Here is a 19,927-nt window from a genome sequence, read left to right on the forward strand (position 1 = left end):
GCCGGTCTGTTTTGCCGGCCAAGCAGGGTGGAACCGCGGCCTCAGTCGTCCCTGAAAAGGGGCGTTTTTTATTTGCCTGTTTTACATATACCTGTGGAAAGGAGTCTTTCAGGTGGTTAAGGTAACTTTAAAGGATGGTTCGGTGCGGGAATATCCCTCCGGTACCCCCCTGTCCCGGGTGGCTGCCGGCATCAGCCCCCGGCTGGCCAAAGAAGCACTGGTGGCTTCCGTGGACGGGCGGCTGGTGGATTTGAGCTTCCCGCTGGAAAAAGATGCAGCGGTGCAGTTTTATACCTTTGAAGACGAGCAGGGCCGGGACGTCTTCCGGCATAGCTCCGCCCACGTGCTGGCCCAGGCCGTAAAGCGGCTTTTCCCGGAAGCAAAGCTGGCCATCGGCCCGGCCATTGCCGGCGGGTTTTATTACGACTTCGATGTCCGGCGGCCCTTTACCCCGGAGGATCTGGAGCGTATCGAAAAGGAGATGCAGCAGATAGTGCAGGAAGACCTGCCCTTTGCCCGGATGGAAGTGTCCCGGGAGGAGGCCCGGGAAAGGTTTGCCGCCGCCGGCGAGGATTACAAGGTGGAATTGATTGACGACCTGCCGGAGGATGCGGTGATCTCCATCTACCGTCAGGGGGATTTTACCGACCTGTGTGCCGGGCCCCACATACCCTCCACCGGCCGGCTGAAGGCCCTGAAGCTCACCGGGGTGGCCGGGGCCTACTGGCGGGGCGATGAGCGGAACAAAATGCTGCAGCGCATTTACGGCACCGCCTTCCCGAAAAAATCCCAGCTGGAGGAGCACCTTTTCCGCCTGGAGGAGGCCAGGCGGCGGGATCACCGCAAACTGGGGGTGGAACTGGATCTTTTCAGTATCCAGGAAGAGGGGCCTGGCTTTCCCTTTTTTCATCCTAAAGGCATGGTGCTGCGCAACCAGCTGGAGCAGTACTGGCGTGAGGAGCACCGGCGGCGGGGTTACCAGGAGATCCGTACCCCCATTATTTTGAACCGTACCCTGTGGGAAAGGTCCGGGCACTGGGAGCATTACCGGGAAAACATGTATTTCACCCGTATTGACGAAACGGACTTTGCCGTTAAACCCATGAACTGCCCGGGGGCCATTCTGGTCTATAAAAGCCGCCTGCACAGCTACCGGGACCTGCCCATACGCCTGGCGGAACTTGGTTTGGTACACCGGCACGAGCTTTCCGGAGTGTTGCACGGCCTGATGCGGGTACGCTGCTTCACCCAGGACGATGCCCATATTTTTATGCTGCCCTCCCAGATCCGGGAAGAGATCACCGGCGTCATCGACCTGGTGGATGAGTTTTACCGGGTCTTCGGCTTCAACTATAAGGTGGAGCTGTCCACCCGGCCGGAAAAATCCATGGGTTCCGATGAAATCTGGGAAACGGCCACCGCCGCTCTGGAGGACGCGCTGCAGGCCAGGGGCATGGAGTATAAGGTCAATGAAGGGGACGGCGCCTTTTACGGGCCCAAAATAGATTTTCACCTGGAGGACTGCCTGGGACGCACCTGGCAGTGCGGCACCATTCAGCTGGACTTTTTAATGCCCGAGAAGTTCGACCTGACCTACGTTGGTGAAGACGGGCAGAAACACCGGCCGGTGATGATCCACCGGGTGGTTTTCGGCAGCATCGAGCGTTTCATCGGTATTCTCACCGAGCATTTCGGCGGTGCCTTCCCCACCTGGCTGGCGCCGGTACAGGTGCGGGTGCTGCCCATTGCCGACCGGCATATGGACTACGCCCGGCAGGTGGTGGAGCGCCTGGACGCCCGGGACATCCGGGTGGAGCTGGATGCCCGCAACGAAAAGGTGAACTACAAGGTGCGGGATGCCCAGGCCCAGAAAATACCCTACATGCTGGTGGTGGGGGACCGGGAGGCCGCCGAAGGTACCGTGGCCGTGCGGCACCGCTCCCGGGGGGATGAGGGAGCCCTGCCCCTGGACCATTTTCTTTCCCGTTTGGAGGAAGAAATCCGTACCAAAGCCATTGGTTAAGGGATGGGGGTATCCGCAGGTATCCGCGGTTGCCCTTGACGTTTTCTGATGGGCCGTGCTATAATAGGCGGGATAAGAGAATAACCAGATCATGACAAGTAGAAGCCATCCGCTTCTCACCCTATGACGCCGGGCAGGCTGTCTTTAGGGTTCTCATCCGGTGGAAGCCTGTTCCATTTATCTGGAGAATACTGGCGGGTGGAGTCTGCCCGCCTTTTATTTTACTCATTTGGAAAAGGAGGTGAATAAGTATTACCAAGGATTTCCGGGTAAATGAAGAGATTCGGGTCAGGGAAGTAAGGGTAGTGGATACCTCCGGCAACCAGCTGGGCATCATGCCCACCCGGGAAGCCCTGCGTCTGGCGGAGGAGCGGCAGCTGGACCTGGTGGAAATCGCTCCCACGGCCAAGCCTCCGGTTTGCCGTTTAATGGATTACGGCAAATATAAATACGAGCAGAGCAAACGGGAAAAGGAAGCCAGGAAAAAGCAACGCATTGTAAATATCAAAGAAGTCAAGCTGCGGCCAAATATCGAAGAGCATGACTTTCAGGTGAAGGCCAGGAATGCGGCCCGTTTTTTAAAGGACGGCGATAAGGTCAAGGCCACCATTATGTTCCGGGGCCGGGAGATCGTGCATACCCAGCTGGGGCACCAGCTCTTGTTGCGTCTGGCCGGGCAGTTGAAGGACTTATCCATTATTGAAAGACAGCCCAAGCTGGAAGGAAAGAACATGATCATGATTTTAACACCGCGGCAGGATATCAAGATGGAAACCAAAGAAATTAATCCAGAATAAGAAAGGAGCGGCCTTCCTTGCCCAAAATTAAAACACACCGGGGTGCCGCCAAGCGGTTCAAAAAAACCGCCGGCGGGAAGTTTAAATTCAATCATGCCTTTCATAGCCACATCCTGGAGAAAAAAAGCGCCAAACGCAAGCGTCGGCTGCGTAAATCCAGTATATTGAGCGCCACCGATGCCAGAAAGGTTAAACGCATCCTACCTTACTTATAAAGAACTTATAAAGAGTCACCCCTGTCGCTAATAGCGATACCGGAAAGGATGGAAATGTCTTTTAAAAAAGCAGGTAATTCTGCCCAGCCCTCACAGATGTTCAGATGTTGCTAAAAAAATATACACACATAATCACATTTCATTTCGAAATTACATGCATCGGCGAGTGCTGGGCCACTTAACCCGTGGACTGACATCTGTCGTTCGATGACTTTTAAAGGAGGAGATGGTCATGCCACGCGCCAAAAGCAGTGTGGTATCGCGCAAAAGACATAAAAAAATTCTTAAACTGGCCCGTGGTTACCGGGGGGCCAAGAGCAAGCTCTACCGGATAGCCAAACAGCAGGTGATGAAGTCCCTGGCCTACGCCTACCGGGATCGCCGGAACAGAAAACGGGATTTCCGCAAGCTGTGGATTGCCCGCATCAACGCGGCCGCCAGGATGAACGGCATTACTTACAGCCGTCTGATGAACGGCCTGCGCCGGGCCGGGGTGGAAATAAACCGCAAAATGCTGGCCGACCTGGCGGTGAACGATTCCCGGGCTTTTGGCCAGCTTGTTGAGGTGGCCAAGTCCAGGGCCGGATCTTAATTGGGGTGCTTACTGTAGTAACTTTTCTGTTAAGACAAAAACTAAGCATGGTCAGTCCGCCATGCTCTTAGTTTTTTCTGGACTTTTTATCCGGAGTTTTCTATAATAACCCTTGTAATCTTTGAATGGAGAATAATTCCTTGTCCATCATGGAGCAGAGTTGGGAAAAGCATAAGGTCAAAATGGGTTCGGCGAAGGGGTTTCCCCTGCATTTGAGTCCTCCCCAGGTGCTGGTGCTGGGTTTTGCCGGGGTGATCCTGGCCGGGGCTTTGCTGCTCATGCTGCCCGTGTCCACCGCCTCCGGCCGGGGGACCGACTTTCTCACCGCCCTGTTTACCGCCACCTCGGCCGTCTGTGTGACGGGGCTGGTGGTGGTGGATACGGGCACCTACTGGTCCACCTTCGGGCAGGTGGTTATCCTGCTACTCATCCAGGTGGGCGGGCTGGGTTTTATGAGCATGGCCACCTTCTTTTTTGTGATTATGGGGCGGCGCATCGGTTTAAAGGAACGCCTGCTCATCCAGGAGTCCCTGAACCAGCTGCGGGTGGCCGGGGTGGTTCGCCTGGTGCGGGCGGTATTGATTTTTACCGTTCTTACCGAGGGTACCTTTGCCCTCATCCTGGCCCTGCGTTTTTCTCTGGACTACGGCTGGCCTAAGAGCCTGTGGCTGGGGCTGTTTCACTCGGTGTCGGCTTTTAATAACGCCGGGTTCGACCTTATGGGGGGGTTCCGCAGCCTGACCGGCTATGCGAGTGACCCGGTGGTGAACCTGTCCATCACCACCCTGATTATTCTGGGCGGCCTGGGCTTTGCCACGGTAATGGAAATTTACCGCTACCCGCGCACCCGCCGCCTGTCCCTGCATACCCGGCTGGTCCTGCGGGTAACCGGGCTGCTCATTCTGGGTGGGTCGTTCCTCTTCGGCCTTTTGGAATGGGGCCACATTTTAAAGGATCTGCCCCTGCACGGGAAGATCCTGGCTTCCTATTTCCAGTCCGTCACACCGCGCACCGCCGGCTATAATACGGTGGATATCGGACAGCTTTACCCGCCCACCCAGTTTTTAATCATCATTCTCATGTTTATCGGCGCTTCCCCCGGCTCCACCGGGGGCGGTATAAAAACCACCACTTTCGGGCTTATGAGTGTGACCATCTTTTCTTTGAGCAAGGGTAAGGAAGATGTGGAGCTCTTCCGCCGGCGCATACCCCCCTGGCAGGTATACAAGGCCCTTTCGGTAACTTTGCTGTCCATCGGGCTGGTAACCCTGGTCACCATGATTCTAAGCATCACCGAGGGGGGCAATTTTCTGGCCGCCCTGTTTGAAACCACTTCGGCCTTCGGCACCGTGGGGCTGACCATGGGCATCACTCCCGCCCTGACTCCGGTGGGAAGGGTGGCCATTATTCTGACCATGTTTGCCGGCCGCCTGGGACCGTTGACCCTGGCCTACGCCTTTGCCCAGAGAAGGCGCAAGACCATGGTGCGTTATCCCGAAGAAAAAATAATGGTGGGGTAGTTCCCGGAAATATGTAATATTTATGTGGGGCTTGCAAGGCACCTGTTTTTTCCAACAACTGACGACTGACGACCGATGACTGATAGAGGTAGGGATCCCCAATGAAACAGTTTGCCGTAATCGGTCTGGGGCGTTTCGGCTCCAGCGTGGCCAGGACCCTGTCCCGCATGGGCTATGACGTTCTGGCGGTGGACACCAATGAAGAGCGGGTCAATGCCATTACCGAGGAAGTGACCTATGCGGTGCAGGTGGACGCCATGGACGAGCAGGCGCTGCAGTCCCTGGGCATCCGCAACTTTGACGTGGTAATTGTGGCCATCGGGCAGGAGGTGCAGTCCAGCATCCTGGTGACGGTGATGCTCAAGGAGATGGGCGTACCCCGGGTGGTGGCCAAGGCGGTCAGCGACCTGCACGGCAAGGTGTTGCAAAAGGTGGGCGCCGATATGGTGGTCTTCCCGGAGCGGGACATGGGGGTGCGGGTGGCCCATGCCCTGGTCTCCAAAAATATTGTGGATCAGATCAATCTTTCGCCGGAGTACAGCATTGTGGAACTGGTGGCCCCGGCCGAGTTTGTGGGCAAGACACTGCAGGAATCGGCGGCCCGGCGGGAATACGGCGTTACCGTGCTGGCCATCCGCCGGGGCGGGGATGTGATCATTTCCCCCGGTGCCAAGCAGGTGGTGCATGACGGCGACATTCTGGTGGTGGTGGGCCGGAACGAAAAGCTGAAGACCCTGGGCGGTTAAATGGGTAATGGCCGGCCGTGATGGCTTGGCGGTGATTGTTGTTGACGGCCGCGGTTTGTCCGGAGCAGCGGGGCCCCACCGGGCACCCGGCAGAGGTATGGTTACCAAAATGGGGATATGGCCAAACTATGGAGATCAAAAGCCACGGCAATAACCTGATCAAGTATGTGCGGCGCCTGTCCCGCCGCCGGCAGCGGGAAAAGGAAGGCCGCTTTTTGCTGGAAGGGGTGCGCCTGGTGCAGGAAGCGCTCTCCAGCGGCTGGCCCGTGGAGGTATTGTTATATACCGGCGTGGTGGAGGAAAGGGCCGCCGGTCTTCTGGAACAGGCCCGGCAGAAGGGCATCCGGACGGTGGCGGTGGCGGAAAAGCTCCTGATGGAGCTAACCGATACCGTTAATCCCCAGGGTGTGCTGGCGGTGGTGAAAAGACCCGGGTACACCCTGGGAGAATTGTTTCAAGACGCACCCACCCTGCTGGTGCTGGTGGAGGGTGTGGCCGATCCGGGCAACCTGGGCACCATTATCCGCAGTGCCGATGCGGCCGGGGCCGGCGGGGTGGTTCTGCTGCCCGGCACGGTGGACCTGTACAACCCCAAGACCATCCGCTCCACCATGGGTTCCCTTTTTCACCTGCCGGTGGTGCCGGCCGGCGAGGAGGAACTCCTGGCCTTCCTGCATTCCAGCGGCATCCAGGTGGTGGCCGGCGTTCCCCGGGGCGGCACTCCCCTGTGGACCGTGGACCTGACCCGGCCTTCGGCCCTGCTGGTGGGTAGTGAGGCGGCCGGTATTTCTTCTTACTGGTGGGACCGGGCGGCGCACCTAGCAATTATTCCCATGCCCGGCCGGGCCGAGTCCCTGAACGTGGCCGCGGCCGCCTCCATCATGCTTTACGAGGCGGTGCGCCAGCGGCAGTCCTAACCGATTTTTCTGGAAACTTTCTTGTTTTCACAGGGGGCTTGTGATATAATCAACTGCGAAGGGTCCCCAAAAAAACAGGAAAGGTAGTGGTTAAATGTTTTTAACCGCCGAATTTTTTTGGAGGCTGTTCGAAGCAACCGGCTCCATCCGGGCTTATATACTGTACAGGAGGTTCGCACTGCATTAGGTGGCTGCGGTTCCAATGGTGATAAAAAGGGTAAGCCCCATTCAGGACAGTTTAATTGGGACGTTTGATAGGGGTATCCGGTTTTCGTGCTTATACCGGTTCGGGAAGTGAAGGATGCTGGTGAAGTGGTGTTTGCCGGCCGCAGGTAGCGCGGAATTTAGATTCCCGTCCCTGGAAGGGGCGGTTTTTGTGTTTTGGGGAAAAATATGTCGTAAGGAGGGGGATTCCTGCTTTGGAGGAACAGTTACATAATCTGGCAGAGAAGGCAGGACAGGAACTACAAGGGGCCGGGAGCCTGGAAGAACTGGAAAAAATCCGCATCCATTACCTGGGCAAAAAGGGCGAACTGACCCGTATATTAAGGGGTATGGGCAGCCTGCCGGCGGAAGAGCGGCCGAAAATAGGGCAGCTGGCCAATGAGATCCGGGAGGAACTGGAGCAGCAACTGGCCCGGCGCACCGCCGAGATTAAAGAAAAGGTCGGGCAACTGCGTTTACAGGCCGAGACCATCGACATTACCCTGCCCGGGACGTCCTTTTTCCCGGGGAAAAAGCATCCCCTGACCGTGGTGCAGGAGGAAATTGAGGATATTTTCCTGGGCCTGGGTTTTTCCATTGCCGAAGGGCCGGAGGTGGAACTGGACTACTATAACTTCGAAGCGCTGAACCTGCCCAAGGATCACCCCGCCCGGGACATGCAGGATTCCTTCTTTATTGCCCCGGAGGTGCTCCTGCGCACCCATACTTCACCGGTGCAGGTGCGGACCATGGAGCGCACCGCCCCGGCCCTGCCGGTGAAGATCATCGCCCCGGGTAAGGTCTACCGCCGGGACGACGATGCCACCCACTCACCCATGTTTCACCAGGTGGAAGGCCTGGCCATCGATAAAAGAATTACCTTCGGAGACTTAAAGGGCGTGCTGGATGTCTTTGCCCGGGAGATGTTCGGTGCTGACACCCGCACCCGCTTCCGCCCCAGCTACTTCCCCTTTACCGAACCCAGCGCCGAGATGGATATTTCCTGTGTCATGTGCGGCGGCCGCGGCTGCCGGGTTTGTTCCCACACCGGCTGGCTGGAGATCCTGGGCTGCGGCATGGTCCACCCCCGGGTGCTGGAAATGTCCGGCTACAATTCCGAAGAAGTGATTGGCTTTGCCTTCGGCATGGGCATAGAGCGCATCGCCATGCTCAAATACGGTATTGACGACCTGCGCCTGTTCTTTGACAACGACCTGCGTTTCTTGACCCAGTTTTAACCGGAAAGGAGATTACTGCTTTGCGGGTTTCGTGGAAATGGCTGAAGGAATATGTGGATATACCGGTTAACCCGGCGGATCTGGCCGACCGGCTGACCATGGCCGGGGTGGCTGTGGAAGGGCTGGAGGAACCGGGAAAAGGGATCACCAATGTGGTTACCGGCCGCATTGTAAAAATCGAGCCCCACCCCAATGCGGACAAACTGGTGGTCTGTATGGTGGACACCGGTGAGGGGGAACTGCGGCAGATCGTTACCGGCGCCACCAACGTGCGGGAGGGCCATGTGGTGCCCGTGGCCGTGGAAGGGGCGCACCTGGCCGGCGGGCTGGTGATTAAAAAGGCCAGGCTGCGGGGTGTGGAATCCCGGGGCATGCTCTGCTCCGGCCAGGAACTGGGCCTGGACCCCAAAACCATGCCTGCCGACCAGGCCCACGGCATCATGATCCTTCCCGGCGACACCCCCATTGGCCTGGATATCCACCCGGTAATCGGCCTGGACGATGTGATCCTGGAGCTGGACCTGACGCCCAACCGGGGGGACTGCCTGTCCATGATCGGCGTAGCCCGGGAAGTGGCCGCCCTCTTCGGCACCACCTTACGCTTTCCGGAAACATCGGTGCGGGAGGTGCCCGCTCCCACCCTGGAAGGGCGGGTGCGGGTGGACATTGCCGACCCGGACCTCTGCCGCCGCTATGTGGCCCGCCTGTTTACCCATGTGCAGGTAAAACCATCCCCCCTGTGGATGCAGGAGCGGCTGCGGGCGGCGGGAATCCGGCCCATCAGCAACATTGTGGACATCACCAACTATGTGATGATGGAGTTGGGCCAGCCCCTGCACGCCTTCGACTATGACACACTGAAAGAGGGCCATATTATTGTCCGCCGGGCACGGCCAGGGGAGGTGATTGTTTCCCTGGACGGGGTGGAGCGGCGCCTGACCGGTGAAATGCTGGCCATCACTGATCCCGGCGGGCCGGTGGCCGTGGCCGGGGTCATGGGCGGCCTGGCCACCGAAGTGACGGACAACACCACCACGGTGCTTTTAGAATCGGCCTGGTTCCACCCGGTGAGCATCCGCCGCACCTCCCGGGCCCTGGGGCTGCGTTCCGAATCCTCCACCCGCTTTGAAAAGGGCATCGACCTGGAGGGATGCCTGACGGCTGCCAACCGGGCCGCCCACCTGCTGGAGAAAATCGGCGCCGGGGCAGTGGCCGGCATAGTGGTGGACAACTACCCGCAGCCCGCCCAGCGCAAAACGGTCATCGTACGCCCGGAGCGGGTGGGGCATGTGCTGGGAACGGACATTTCCCCGGAAGAAACCAGAGATGTTTTAAACCGCTTGGGCTTTGGTGTGAAAAGGGCGGATAGCGGTGAAATCCTGGTGGATGTGCCCGGCCACCGGGTGGATATCGGCCTGGAAATCGATCTCATTGAAGAGGTGGCCCGCCTTTACGGCTATAACCGCATCCCCGCCACCCTGCCCTACGGCAACACCACCAGGGGCGCCAGGACCCGGGAACAGGTATTGTTAAAAAGGATAAAGGACCTGCTGGCCGGGTGCGGCCTTTCCGAGGTGATTACATACAGCTTCACCAGCCCGGCGGTGCCGGACCGGTTTAAAGTACCCGCCGGAAGCCCACTGCGTCAGATGATCCGTCTGCAGAACCCCTTGAGTGAGGACCAGTCGGTGATGCGCACCATGCTGCTGCCCGGCCTGGTGGAAGTGCTGCAGCGCAACTTCAACCGCCGGGTGACCGATGGGGCCATTTTTGAGATCGGCAGGGTATTCCTCTCCAGGGAAGGAGAACCCTTGCCCGAAGAACGGCCGGTGCTGGCCATGGCGGCCATGGGCCGGCTGCCCGGCGGCTGGAACAGGGCCGGGACACCCCTGGATTTCTATTACCTTAAAGGTGTGCTGGAAACCCTGGGCGAGAGAATGGGCCTGGGCCGGCTGGTTTTCCAGCCGGAAAGGGAAAATCCCGCCTTTCACCCCGGGCGCACCGCTTATGTGCAGGTGAACGGGGAAAGGCTGGGCATCCTGGGCGAGATCCACCCCAACGTGCTGGAAAACTACGGGCTGGACACCCGGGTCACCGGCTGCGAGCTGGATTTGCAGGCATTTCTTTCCCTGGCCGGTGCCGTGCCTCGCTACCGCCCCCTGCCCCGCTTCCCCGCCGTGGAGAGGGACCTGGCCGTGGTGGTACGCCGGGACATCCCGGCCGCCGATGTGCTGCGGATCATCCGCAAGGTCGGCGGGCACCTGCTGCAGTCGGTGCAGCTGTTTGATGTTTACGAAGGGGAGCAGATTAAGGAAGGCCACCGCAGCCTGGCCTTTGCCCTGAAATTCCAGGCGGAGGACCGCACCCTGACCGATGAGGAAGTGATGGCCCACACGGCGGCCATTGCCGCGGCCCTGGCCAAACAGCTGGGGGCGGAATTGCGGAGTTAAAAAATCTGTCATTTTGGCAGGAGTTTCCCCTTTCAGGGCGAAGATAAAAACCAATAAAAACCGGGGGGAAACGGCCATGGCGGAAAAGGAAACCCAGAAGGAAACCCGGGTGGAAGTGGAGATATTTGGCGAATATTATACCCTGAAGGGCGACGCGCCGGAAGAATACCTGCGCATGCTGGCCCAGTATGTCAATAAAAAGATCCGCCAGGTGATCACCCGCAACCCCCGCCTGGGGCTGACCCGGGCGGCGCTGCTCACGGCCCTGAACATAGCCGATGAACTGATGAAGCTGCAGAAGGAGTACGATGAACTGGCGAAACTGCTGGAAGTGGACCGGAAGGTGAAGTAAGACGTAATTGTTCAGTAAAACCGCTACTATCAGCATGGTGCCGCGTTGTCCAAAGCAACGACCTTGCGGAGCACTGGATAGCGTGGATAACGAGGCACCATAGCGGGGTACCGGTGGCGTTATTGAACTTTGAGCTAAAGCGGGCTGGTCCCTGACCTGATGAGTGTATTATGGGGCTTGAAACGGAAATTCACCTGCCGGGCGGGCCGGTTCCCGCCCGCTTTTGTTTAAAGCCCATAGCGAAGGGATGAGCATGGTGACTATGCTTGACGGGGTGCGGCGGGTGGTGGCGGCCAGCCGGCATAAAATGCTGGATCTGGTGGCGGACATTGAGGAGCCGCTGATCCGGCAAATGGGCCGGGATTGGGAAAATGCCGGCGGGTACCAGGCCCTTGCCCGGGCGATCAACCAGCTGGTCCAGGAAGGGTTGCTCCGGCCGGTAAAGGCAGCCGGGGAAAACGGCCGCCGGCCCCCACTGGCTTTACGTTACCGCAGGCTATCGCCCTCCCTGGAGGATTATTCCTGGGCCGTCCAGGAGATGCTGACCACCTATCAATCGGGAATGAGCCTGGCCTACTTTCTGGATCATCCTCAGGAATATGTACCTGTGCGGCAAATTTTAAAGAGCATCGACAGCTACCTGGTGGAAAAGGCCGGTTGCCCTCCCCTGGTATGGGATACGGTTAACGAGCGGTCCTTCTGGCTGACCGGCGATGAGAAATTCCTGGCCAGTACTTCCGGAAAACAGCTTTTAAAAAGGCTTAAGCTCACGCTGGAGGACCTGCATTGCCTGCCGGCACCGGAACCCTTTTTTTACTGGTCCACCGGTCTTCCAGCCCGGGACGGGAACGTCTTTTGCCTGGTGGTGGAGAACAAGGATACGTTTTTTTCCTTTAAAACGCTGCTGGCCGCCGGTAAACTGGTCACTGTCCCCGCGGTGCATTTCCTGATTTATGGCGAGGGGAAGAAAATTCTGCACAGTTGGCCGTTTATTTTTGAATGCGTTGCTAGTAATATCCAGCCAACTTTCTTTTATTTTGGCGACCTGGATCCCCAGGGGGTGGCCATCTGTGCCGGGCTAATGGCGGCGGTGGCCGGGGGGCAAGAGGGAGCCAGGCCCTTTCCCGTGCTTCCGGCTGAGCCCCTGTACCTGCAGTTGCTGGAAACGGGGCGCAGCCGCCCCCTGACCAGCGACCAGTCCCGGGTGAACCCGCAGGAAATGCAGAGCTTTTTCCAATGCTGTTCCCCTGACCTGGGGGAACGTATTCAGCGCCTGTGGGAAGATGGCCTGGTGGTTCCCCAGGAGGCCCTGGCCGCCAGCATCCTGGCAGCTAGAGGGGAGGTGTGCCTGTGGCCGGCCTGCCGGCGTTAAACGCCCTGCCCCCGCGGCCGGCGTCGCCCTTCCCCGGCCCGCGGCCGGAATTGACCAGCTTTGATGATCGCCTGGCTTCCCTGGCGGCGGTTTTCCCCCTGTATGATCTCAGGAATAAGCACAGCCTGCGGGAATTTCATGGACTGGAATTGGGGCTGTGTCTTATGCTTTTTATCCTGGAAAAAATGCTCCACTATGAGCCGTGTACCTACGAGGATGCCGAGGGTTTTGTGGCCGCCGTGGTGCCCCGGCTCACGGGGAAGCAGATCTCCCGGACGGAAGGGGTTCAACTCACGCAAAAGCTCCTGGACGAGCTGACCAACCAGGGACGGCCCTTTATCTATGAATTCCACAGTCCGCTGGACGGCCAGGACCACCAAATAAAGTTTCGCCTGCTGGAGCAGCAACCCCTCTCCCTGCCCGACCGGGATACGGTAAGCATCCGGCTGACTGAGACCGGGCTGGATCTTCTCTTCAAGTCCCGGGAGATTTACCGCGACCTGCAATTCTCGGTAATGCAGCTGTACCTGGACCAGCAGATTCGCCGGGGTACCTTCGAAGGGGCGCTGCAGACGGTTAACGAGCTGGGGGTAGCGGTAACAACCATGGAACGGGAGGTAGAGGCCCTGCGGGACCAGATCCGGCGCAATGTGGTGGAAGCGGTGGAGGCACCCGCCTACCAGCGCCTGATCAACCGCATGAAGCAGCAGCTGGACCGGGAACGGGAAACTTTTGCCAACCTGATTTCCCTGGTACGGGAAACGCGCCGGAACCTGGCCTCTGCCTCCTCCGGGGAAGATGAGCGGCTGGCCAGCGTGGAGCGCCTGGACAGGCGCCTTTATGAGGTGGCCCAGCGGCACCTGGACCTGTTTAACCACAAGCTGGAGCTGAACTTGCTGGTGGAAGAGGCCCTGCTGGCCAGCCTGCGCAGCACCCTGACGGTGCGTTTTCACCTGGAAAAGGAGTTTCTGGCCGAAGTGCTGCGCCAGAATCCCCCGGGGCAGGTCTTAACCCGGGTGGGGCTGCTGCCTCTTTTGCGGGTGCGCTTGCCGCGGCTTTTAGGTCTGAATACTTTCCTGGGACCGCAGGCGCTGATCGGCCGGGAACGGGAACGCCCGCCCGAGGCGGTGCCGGAAGAAATGGACGAGGCAGCCCGGCGGGAACTGGAGGCCGCGGAGGAGGAACGGCAGGCCAGGACTGTAGACTTGCTGCAGCGTTGCCTGCGGCTCCTGCTGGAGCCATTGACCACGGGATCTGCAGTGCATTTAAGCAGGGTGCTTGCCGGGGCGGCCCTGGATGGCTGGCCGGAAGAAGAGGTGCGGGCCTTTGTTTACCTGGTGCTTCTTTTGCACCAGGCGGGTAAAATACCGGCTTATCTGCCCTGGGATTATGTTCCCGGGGGCAGTGACCTGGCCGAATTTGCCCTCTATCAACTTTTACAAAAGGAACCTTCCCTGGCCGGCCTGGGTGTGGTGACCGTGGCGGCCGGGGAAGGAACGGTGACCCTTCCTTACGGCATAGAAATCACAGATCTGGTTTTAAGGCGGGGGGATGGGGATGCAGTATGAACAGTCTACAGTAACCACGGCACTGACCCTGTTGCGGGAGCTGTTAAAGGAGCCGGTGGTCAACCGGGAAAACAACGGCAGCCTGATCTTACGGGTGCAACAGGATCCGGATGTGCTCAACCTCTGGCAGGAGGTGCTGGAACCGGTCTTCGGGATTAAACTCCTTCATGCCGGCGACGAATTTTACCTGACCGCCGGTATGGAGGAAGACAGTATTTTTAATTACTCAAACGCGGAACTGCGGGATCAATTAAAGGTGGATACAAACACCGAACTGTATCTCTGTTCCTTTATCGTATTGACCCTGCTGGCCGCCCTTTACAACAGCGACGATACCACCGGCCCTTCCCGGGACTTTATCCCCCTGGCGGAACTGGAACGCCTGGTCAGCAGCAACTTTCAGGCCCTGCTGGCCCGGGAGGACGTGGAGGAACTGGAGAACAGGGCCAGGATGAACCTGGTGGAGCCGGCCCGTCTATGGAATGACCTGGCCCTGCAGCGGCCGGAGGCGGTGCGTCCCCGCAGCACCAATACCCGCTGGGGCTACCTGTTGCGCACCCTTGCTTTTCTGGAGGAACACCGGCTGGTCAAGATATATGACAACCGCCAGGTTTACCCCCTGCCCAGGCTCAACAGCATGGTGGCCCACTACTACAACCACCAGCAACGCAAGAACCTGATCCTGGAACTGCTCCAGGGCAGTGGAGGAGGTGCCGGTTATGCCCAGGATCAACCGGATACGCCTGCATAATATACGCTATGATAAGGGCAACCGCATTTTTGATAACCTCATCTTAAACCTTGGCGGGTATAACGGTCTCTTGCTCCTGCACAACGGTGGCGGCAAGACCTTGCTCCTGCAGCTGATCGCCCAGGTGGTTTGTCCAAACGTGCCCTTGCAGGGCCGCAGGCTGGCGGGCCTGGTGCAGGAAGTACCCTTCACCGGGCACGTCCTGGTGGAATGGCTGCTGGACGGCAACCGCTACTGGTACCTGTTGACCGGTTTTTGTTTTGCCGAGAACCTGGGCAGCGCCCACCGTGATATCGATTATTTTACCTACCTTACCGAATATGGCGAGCGCAATCCCTGGGATCTGGAGTCTTTTCCCCTGCTGGGTGAAGACGGGCGGACCCTTAATTATCGCCAGCTCAGGGAAAGGCTGGCTGCCAGCGGCTCCCGGGTGCGTACCTTTGCCTCCGACCGGCGCCGGGAGTACCAGCGGGAATTGCAAAGCTACATGATTGACCCCTGGGAATGGGAGCAGGTGCTGATCACCAATTCCTCGGAGGGCGGGGTGGGCAAATTTTTTGAGTCCTGCAGCAAAACACCACAGCTATTAGAGCGACTTTTGATTCCTGCCTTTGATGGTGTGCTGGGACGTACCGCTGATGGAAATGACTCCCTGACCCGGGCTTTTCAGCAGGCAGCGGAAGAGTTAATGCGCCTGCCTGAACTGAAGGCTAACAAAGGGGCGCTGGAACAGTTAAGCCAGCGCCTGCCCCGCCTGGCAGAGGCACTGGAGCAGGTCAGGGAGGCCGGTGATCAGGTAGAGGAGGCAGAGGGGGAGCGCTGTTCCCTTTATGCCACCCTGGAACGGGGTATACCCCGGCTGGACCTGGCCATCCGGCGCCTGGACGCGGCCAGGGAGAGATGCCGCGGCAGGATTCAGGAGATTCAATTCCAGATGGACTCCCTGGTGGTGGAAGAAAAGAAACGGGAAAAGGAGCGGCTGCAGGTTGACCTGGAAAAGGCAACCATGCGGTTTAATGACGTACGCCGGGATTATGACCGGGCAGAAGAGTCCTACCGCCGCCATAAAGCCTGGCGTTACTGGGGAAAATACCAGGACAAGACAGCCAGTTTACGGCAGGAAGAAGAGCGTAAACGGCAGTTGATGGTAGGGCGGGAACAGCAGGAAAGGGAAATCCAGTCCTTGCGGGAAAAGGTGTGGCCGTTATACCGGGCATTGCTCCATGGCTGGCGGCAGAGGGAACAGCTGGAAAAGGACCGCCTGCAGGAATTGCAGCGGGAACTGCAATCCATCGACCGGGAAATCGGCCGCAGGGAAGCGCGGCTGCAGGAATGCCGGGAGAAACGGGCCAACCTGCTGGGTTTGCGGGAAGGTTTTGTTAAGCTTAAAGACAGCGTGGCCCGGGAAATGGGCAGGGAAGGCCTGGCCATACCGCTGGAGGAGCCGGAACCGGCTAAAGCCCGGGTGGTTGCCGAAAAGAACCTGGCTGAGGAAGCCCTGAAACACTGGAAGGAAACGGCCGCCACGGGGTGGCGGGAGCAGGACGCAGTGAGGAAGGAACTGGAGGGCCTGCGGACCAGGGAGGGCGTCCTGCAGCAGGAGATCCGTGAGACAGAGCAACAATATGAAGCCTGGCGCAGGGATTTGCTGTCCCTGCGGGAGACACTGGCCCTGGCCGGGGTCGTCTCACCCGACCCGGTGGCGAATCCCGCGGGTTTAAAGGCAGAACTGGCCCGGCAGATTGCGCACCTGGAGGCCGGGAAGGTGCGCCTGGAAGTGGAAAAGAACCGGCTGGAAGAACGGCGGCTGCTCTTTTCCGGTGCTGGCGGTCCCCTGCCCAATGCCGACGTGGCCCGCCTGCAGGCAGTCCTGGAGGAGTACGGGGTAAAGAGCGTAACGGGTGCGTCCTGGCTGCAGGGCCTGGACAGCGATGCCCGGCGGCAGGCCTGGGTGACCCGTTTCCCCTGGCTGCCCTACGCCCTGATCGCTGAAGGGGAGCAAATCGTCCGGCTGGTAGAGCGGGGGGTGGAATTAAAAATAGACCTGAGCGCGGCGGTACCGGTGGCGGCCCGTGGCAGCCTCCAGCTGGATGGCGGGGAAGAAACACAGGTTTACTTTTTCCGGAATAAAGGCCTGGAGCCCTTTGTGTACCCCGCCCGGGCCGCCGCTCTTATCCAGGAAATGGAGGCGCAGGGGGAGGAACTGTCAGAACAAATCAACCGCCTGGGCCGGGATATGGAAAGCCGGCGGCAGGCGGCGGCAGCCCTGCAGAAGTGGCAGGAAGGCCACCGTTACAACCGGGAAGAGGAGTGGGAACTGGTACTGCGGGAAAAGGCCGGTGCCCTGGAACAGTTGAAGAAGGACCTGGAGGCAGCGGCAGGTAGAATGGCCGCCCTTTCGGGCGAACTGGCAGCGGCACAGGAGCAGGAGCGGCGGATGGAAATGCGGGCGACCAGGCTGGGTTCCCTGCTGGAGCGCCTGGCGGAGTACAATGCGGAATGGTCGCTGGAAATGGAGCGGTGTGAACAGGAAAGACACCTCCTCATGGAAGAGGCCGCGCTGGCAGGGGAAATAAACAACCTGGCCCGGCAGCGGGAGTCCCTGCAGGAAGAGCAGGAAAGATTAAAGGAGCAGGCCAGGGCCACCGCCAGCAGGATAAAGGAAATGGAACAGGATGGGGTGGAAATGTTCCCACCCGGTTATGCCGGGGCACCTGTTGAAGATCAGTTGACCACCTGTCCGGTAACGGACCCGGCCTGCCTGAAAGAGTATACGGAAATGGCGGGTGTTTTAAAGGCGAAGATAGCCGTTCTGGACCAGGGAAGTGGTGAGCTTGGGGAAATTGAAAAACGCATCCGGGAGTATGCGGAAGAATTAAAAGACCTGGACCGGGAGATCCGGGAAACCGGGGTGGCGCCGGAAGTGGTGCGGGATCTGTTCCGCCCGGTGACCGATGACGAACTGGATTCCTGGCGGCAGAAGGTAGAAGTTTTACGCAGGGAACTGGAACAGGCCGAAAAAGAGCAGCGGGAGGCCCAGAGACAGGTTGACCTGGCCACCGGTGCCTACAATACCGAATACCAGCGGGTAATGGACAAATATGGCCGGGCTCCGGCGGATCTGGACGGGATAGACCTGGAGCAGCACCGGCTGGATTTAAGGAACCGGAGGCGGAAACTGGACGGTGCGGATTCAAAACTACAAGGGCGCCGGGATTTTATGGCTCAACTGAGGAACTCCTATGCTAACGCTGCGGCCGATCTGGCTGCGGACGGGGTGGGTGACGGCGGGCTGCCGGCCTGGGATAACAGGCAGGAAAAGGAAACATTACGGCGGGATCCCGGGGCGCCCGGCGCAGCGGTTAGAGAAGCAAACCGGAAGCTGGCCCAATGTCGCCAGGCAGTGGAGCACAGCCACAGCCAATGGCTGCAGCTGGTGAAAGCCTGCCGGGAGGAACTGGCAGTGCTGAACAACCGGGATATCGACCAGTTTTTCCGCCAGCTGCAATCCAGAACGGAATTGCCGGGGTGGGAAAGGGACACCGTCCCCGTTGCCGCCAGCCTGACCCATGTCTCCCGGGTGATTCAAAATGCTCTAAGCGAGGTGGAACGCCGCCTGGCTGAGGCCAACCAGGTGATGGAAGAGATGGTGGACCGCTCCTACCGGCAGGCGGCGGCCATTCTGGATGAGCTGAAAATGCTCCAGACAAAGTCGCGGGTAGAGCTGAGGGGAGACAAGGTTCCCCTGATCAGCGTGGACCTGCGCCAGCCGGATGTGCAGGAAGCCAGGGAAAGCATCCGGCGCCACCTGCACAGGGCCATTGACGATGCCGTGCAACAGCGGCAGGCCGGTAAAGATGACGACAGCATTCGTGCCGGCCTGGCCGCAGCGGTGCGTTCTTCCGCCCTGGTGCAGCAGCTGGTGCCACTGGAGGAAATCCGTTTCGCCGTCTTAAAGCCCCGCTCCGATAGCCAGCCCTACCAGAACAGGGATTACCAGAGCTGGGATGCCCTGCTGAGCTGGTCGGAGGGCCAGCGCTACGCCGCCCGTTTTGCCGTATTCGTGGTATTGATGGCCCACCTGCGCCAGCGCCGCAATCCCGGGCAGCAGCACAGCGTAATCATTGCCGATAACCCCTTCGGGGGGGCATCCAGCGGCCATATCCTGGAGATGGTCATGGCCGTGGCGCGGCAGACCGGGGCGCAGCTTTTCTGCGTTACCGCCCACCGCCAGACCGAAATCATGCGGGAGTTTAACGTCCTGTACAGCCTGGTACCCAGGCCGACATTGAGCGGCCAGCAGCGGATGATCCCGGTGGATGAAAGCCAGCCGGGTATTTACCGGGTAGGCGTGGAACCTGCCCGGGCCAGCGTGCCCGGGGCCGGCCGGGTGGAGTGGGGCGAGGATCTGGGCGGGCAGCTGCGCCTGTTTTAGTCCGGGACAATCCGGGATCTGGATGGGCCGGACAGGCGTGATCTACGGTTTATTAAAGCTGGTGCGCTAAATCATACAGGGCGGCCGGGTAATAGCCGGCCCCCCTTTTATAGAAACCGCCCCTGAAAACCCACCCCCTTGTGGGGTGGATCGAGCGGGGCATCGCCCGGCAGGGCGATAAAATATGTCCAAACATTTGCTCTCATGGTATAATTGAACCATGGAAGGGAAAACGAACCATTGCGTCTACAACATCAATTACCATAGCGTGTTTTGCCCCAAATACCGGCATAAGGTAATCACCGGCGGGGTGGAAGATACCGTAAAATTGACAATTCAGGAAATCTGCAACGATTACGGATACACTCTCATTCAGATGGAAACCATGCCGGATCACCTACACATTTTCCTATCGGCCCCGCCCACGGTGGCTCCCACCGATATTGTCAGGAAGCCAAAAGCATTACCGCCAACAAAATATTTGCCGCTTTCCCCAGCCTTAAAAAGAAATACTTTTGGGGCAGCGGGATGTGGAGCAGGGGTTACTATATTGGCACTGCTGGCAACGTAAGCGCCGAGACTATTCGCAAGTACATCGAAGCCCAAAAATCACCCCGGAGGGAGGTTTGCAGCAGCTACCAGTATCCCAATAATACTTGACAAAATATAACAATAATGCTACCATAAAATTATGGAACTGTTAACCATCAGCAAAGCGGCAAAAAAATTAGGTGTACATCCCAACAG

General features: G+C 58.9%; 15 protein-coding genes, 1 pseudogene and 1 other annotated feature (1 of these 17 only partly in view). All 16 genes and pseudogenes read left to right on the forward strand.

Annotation, left to right across the window (positions count from 1 at the left end; translation table 11 throughout):
- Positions 1-56, forward strand: a binding site (T-box leader); it begins 173 nt to the left of the window's first position.
- Positions 57-112: 56 nt separating this feature from the next.
- The 16 genes and pseudogenes from thrS (at position 113) to tnpA (ending at position 19,840) form a co-directional block, all read left to right on the forward strand.
- Entirely contained in the window at positions 113-2,023 is a 1,911-nt protein-coding gene (gene thrS / locus GFC01_RS11265) for a threonine--tRNA ligase (RefSeq protein ID WP_341473920.1), read from the forward strand.
- A gap of 251 nt (positions 2,024-2,274) precedes the next feature.
- Complete coding sequence (infC, locus tag GFC01_RS11270) at positions 2,275-2,820, forward strand: translation initiation factor IF-3 (protein ID WP_341473922.1); 546 nt, start codon at positions 2,275-2,277, stop codon at positions 2,818-2,820.
- Positions 2,821-2,837: 17 nt separating this feature from the next.
- Positions 2,838-3,035: a 50S ribosomal protein L35 gene (rpmI, locus tag GFC01_RS11275; protein ID WP_152947229.1), complete on the forward strand. Its 198-nt coding sequence runs from the start codon at positions 2,838-2,840 to the stop codon at positions 3,033-3,035.
- A gap of 232 nt (positions 3,036-3,267) precedes the next feature.
- Positions 3,268-3,627 carry a 50S ribosomal protein L20 gene (rplT, locus tag GFC01_RS11280; RefSeq protein ID WP_152947230.1) on the forward strand — a complete coding sequence of 120 codons (360 nt, stop codon included), beginning with the start codon at positions 3,268-3,270 and terminating at the stop codon, positions 3,625-3,627.
- 149 nt (positions 3,628-3,776) lie between these two features.
- A complete protein-coding gene (locus GFC01_RS11285) occupies positions 3,777-5,147 on the forward strand; it encodes a TrkH family potassium uptake protein (protein WP_423244388.1) in 1,371 nt (456 codons plus the stop codon).
- A gap of 101 nt (positions 5,148-5,248) precedes the next feature.
- Positions 5,249-5,893, forward strand: a complete 645-nt coding sequence (locus tag GFC01_RS11290; protein WP_152947231.1) for a potassium channel family protein — start codon at positions 5,249-5,251, stop codon at positions 5,891-5,893.
- A gap of 128 nt (positions 5,894-6,021) precedes the next feature.
- Positions 6,022-6,810, forward strand: a complete 789-nt coding sequence (locus GFC01_RS11295; RefSeq protein ID WP_152947232.1) for a TrmH family RNA methyltransferase — start codon at positions 6,022-6,024, stop codon at positions 6,808-6,810.
- Between the two features lie 94 nt (positions 6,811-6,904).
- Positions 6,905-6,997 (forward strand): YqzL family protein, encoded by a 93-nt coding sequence (locus tag GFC01_RS11300; RefSeq protein WP_152947233.1) that lies wholly within the window; start codon positions 6,905-6,907, stop codon positions 6,995-6,997.
- Positions 6,998-7,229: 232 nt separating this feature from the next.
- Positions 7,230-8,252 carry a phenylalanine--tRNA ligase subunit alpha gene (gene pheS / locus GFC01_RS11305; protein WP_152947234.1) on the forward strand — a complete coding sequence of 341 codons (1,023 nt, stop codon included), beginning with the start codon at positions 7,230-7,232 and terminating at the stop codon, positions 8,250-8,252.
- 20 nt (positions 8,253-8,272) lie between these two features.
- Complete coding sequence (gene pheT, locus GFC01_RS11310; RefSeq protein ID WP_152947235.1) at positions 8,273-10,702, forward strand: phenylalanine--tRNA ligase subunit beta; 2,430 nt, start codon at positions 8,273-8,275, stop codon at positions 10,700-10,702.
- A gap of 76 nt (positions 10,703-10,778) precedes the next feature.
- The gene (locus GFC01_RS11315) at positions 10,779-11,054 is read left to right on the forward strand and encodes a cell division protein ZapA (RefSeq protein WP_152947236.1); all 276 of its coding nucleotides are present in this window, start codon (positions 10,779-10,781) and stop codon (positions 11,052-11,054) included.
- Positions 11,055-11,307: 253 nt separating this feature from the next.
- The gene (locus GFC01_RS11320; RefSeq protein WP_152947237.1) at positions 11,308-12,426 is read left to right on the forward strand and encodes a hypothetical protein; all 1,119 of its coding nucleotides are present in this window, start codon (positions 11,308-11,310) and stop codon (positions 12,424-12,426) included.
- On the forward strand, positions 12,405-13,994 hold the full coding sequence (locus GFC01_RS11325; RefSeq protein WP_152947238.1) for a hypothetical protein: 1,590 nt from the start codon (positions 12,405-12,407) through the stop codon (positions 13,992-13,994). Before GFC01_RS11320 ends, GFC01_RS11325 begins: the two co-directional genes overlap by 22 nt.
- Positions 13,984-14,745: a DUF6063 family protein gene (locus GFC01_RS11330; RefSeq protein WP_152947239.1), complete on the forward strand. Its 762-nt coding sequence runs from the start codon at positions 13,984-13,986 to the stop codon at positions 14,743-14,745. Before GFC01_RS11325 ends, GFC01_RS11330 begins: the two co-directional genes overlap by 11 nt.
- The gene (locus GFC01_RS11335) at positions 14,714-19,180 is read left to right on the forward strand and encodes a coiled-coil domain-containing protein (protein WP_152947240.1); all 4,467 of its coding nucleotides are present in this window, start codon (positions 14,714-14,716) and stop codon (positions 19,178-19,180) included. The genes GFC01_RS11330 and GFC01_RS11335 overlap by 32 nt, the downstream gene beginning before the upstream one ends.
- A gap of 220 nt (positions 19,181-19,400) precedes the next feature.
- Positions 19,401-19,840 (forward strand): annotated as a pseudogene (tnpA, locus tag GFC01_RS11340) (IS200/IS605 family transposase).
- Positions 19,841-19,927: the final 87 nt, after the last annotated feature.

It is taken from the genome of Desulfofundulus thermobenzoicus, from assembly GCF_009428905.1.
GTDB lineage: Bacteria > Bacillota > Desulfotomaculia > Desulfotomaculales > Desulfovirgulaceae > Desulfofundulus_A > Desulfofundulus_A thermobenzoicus.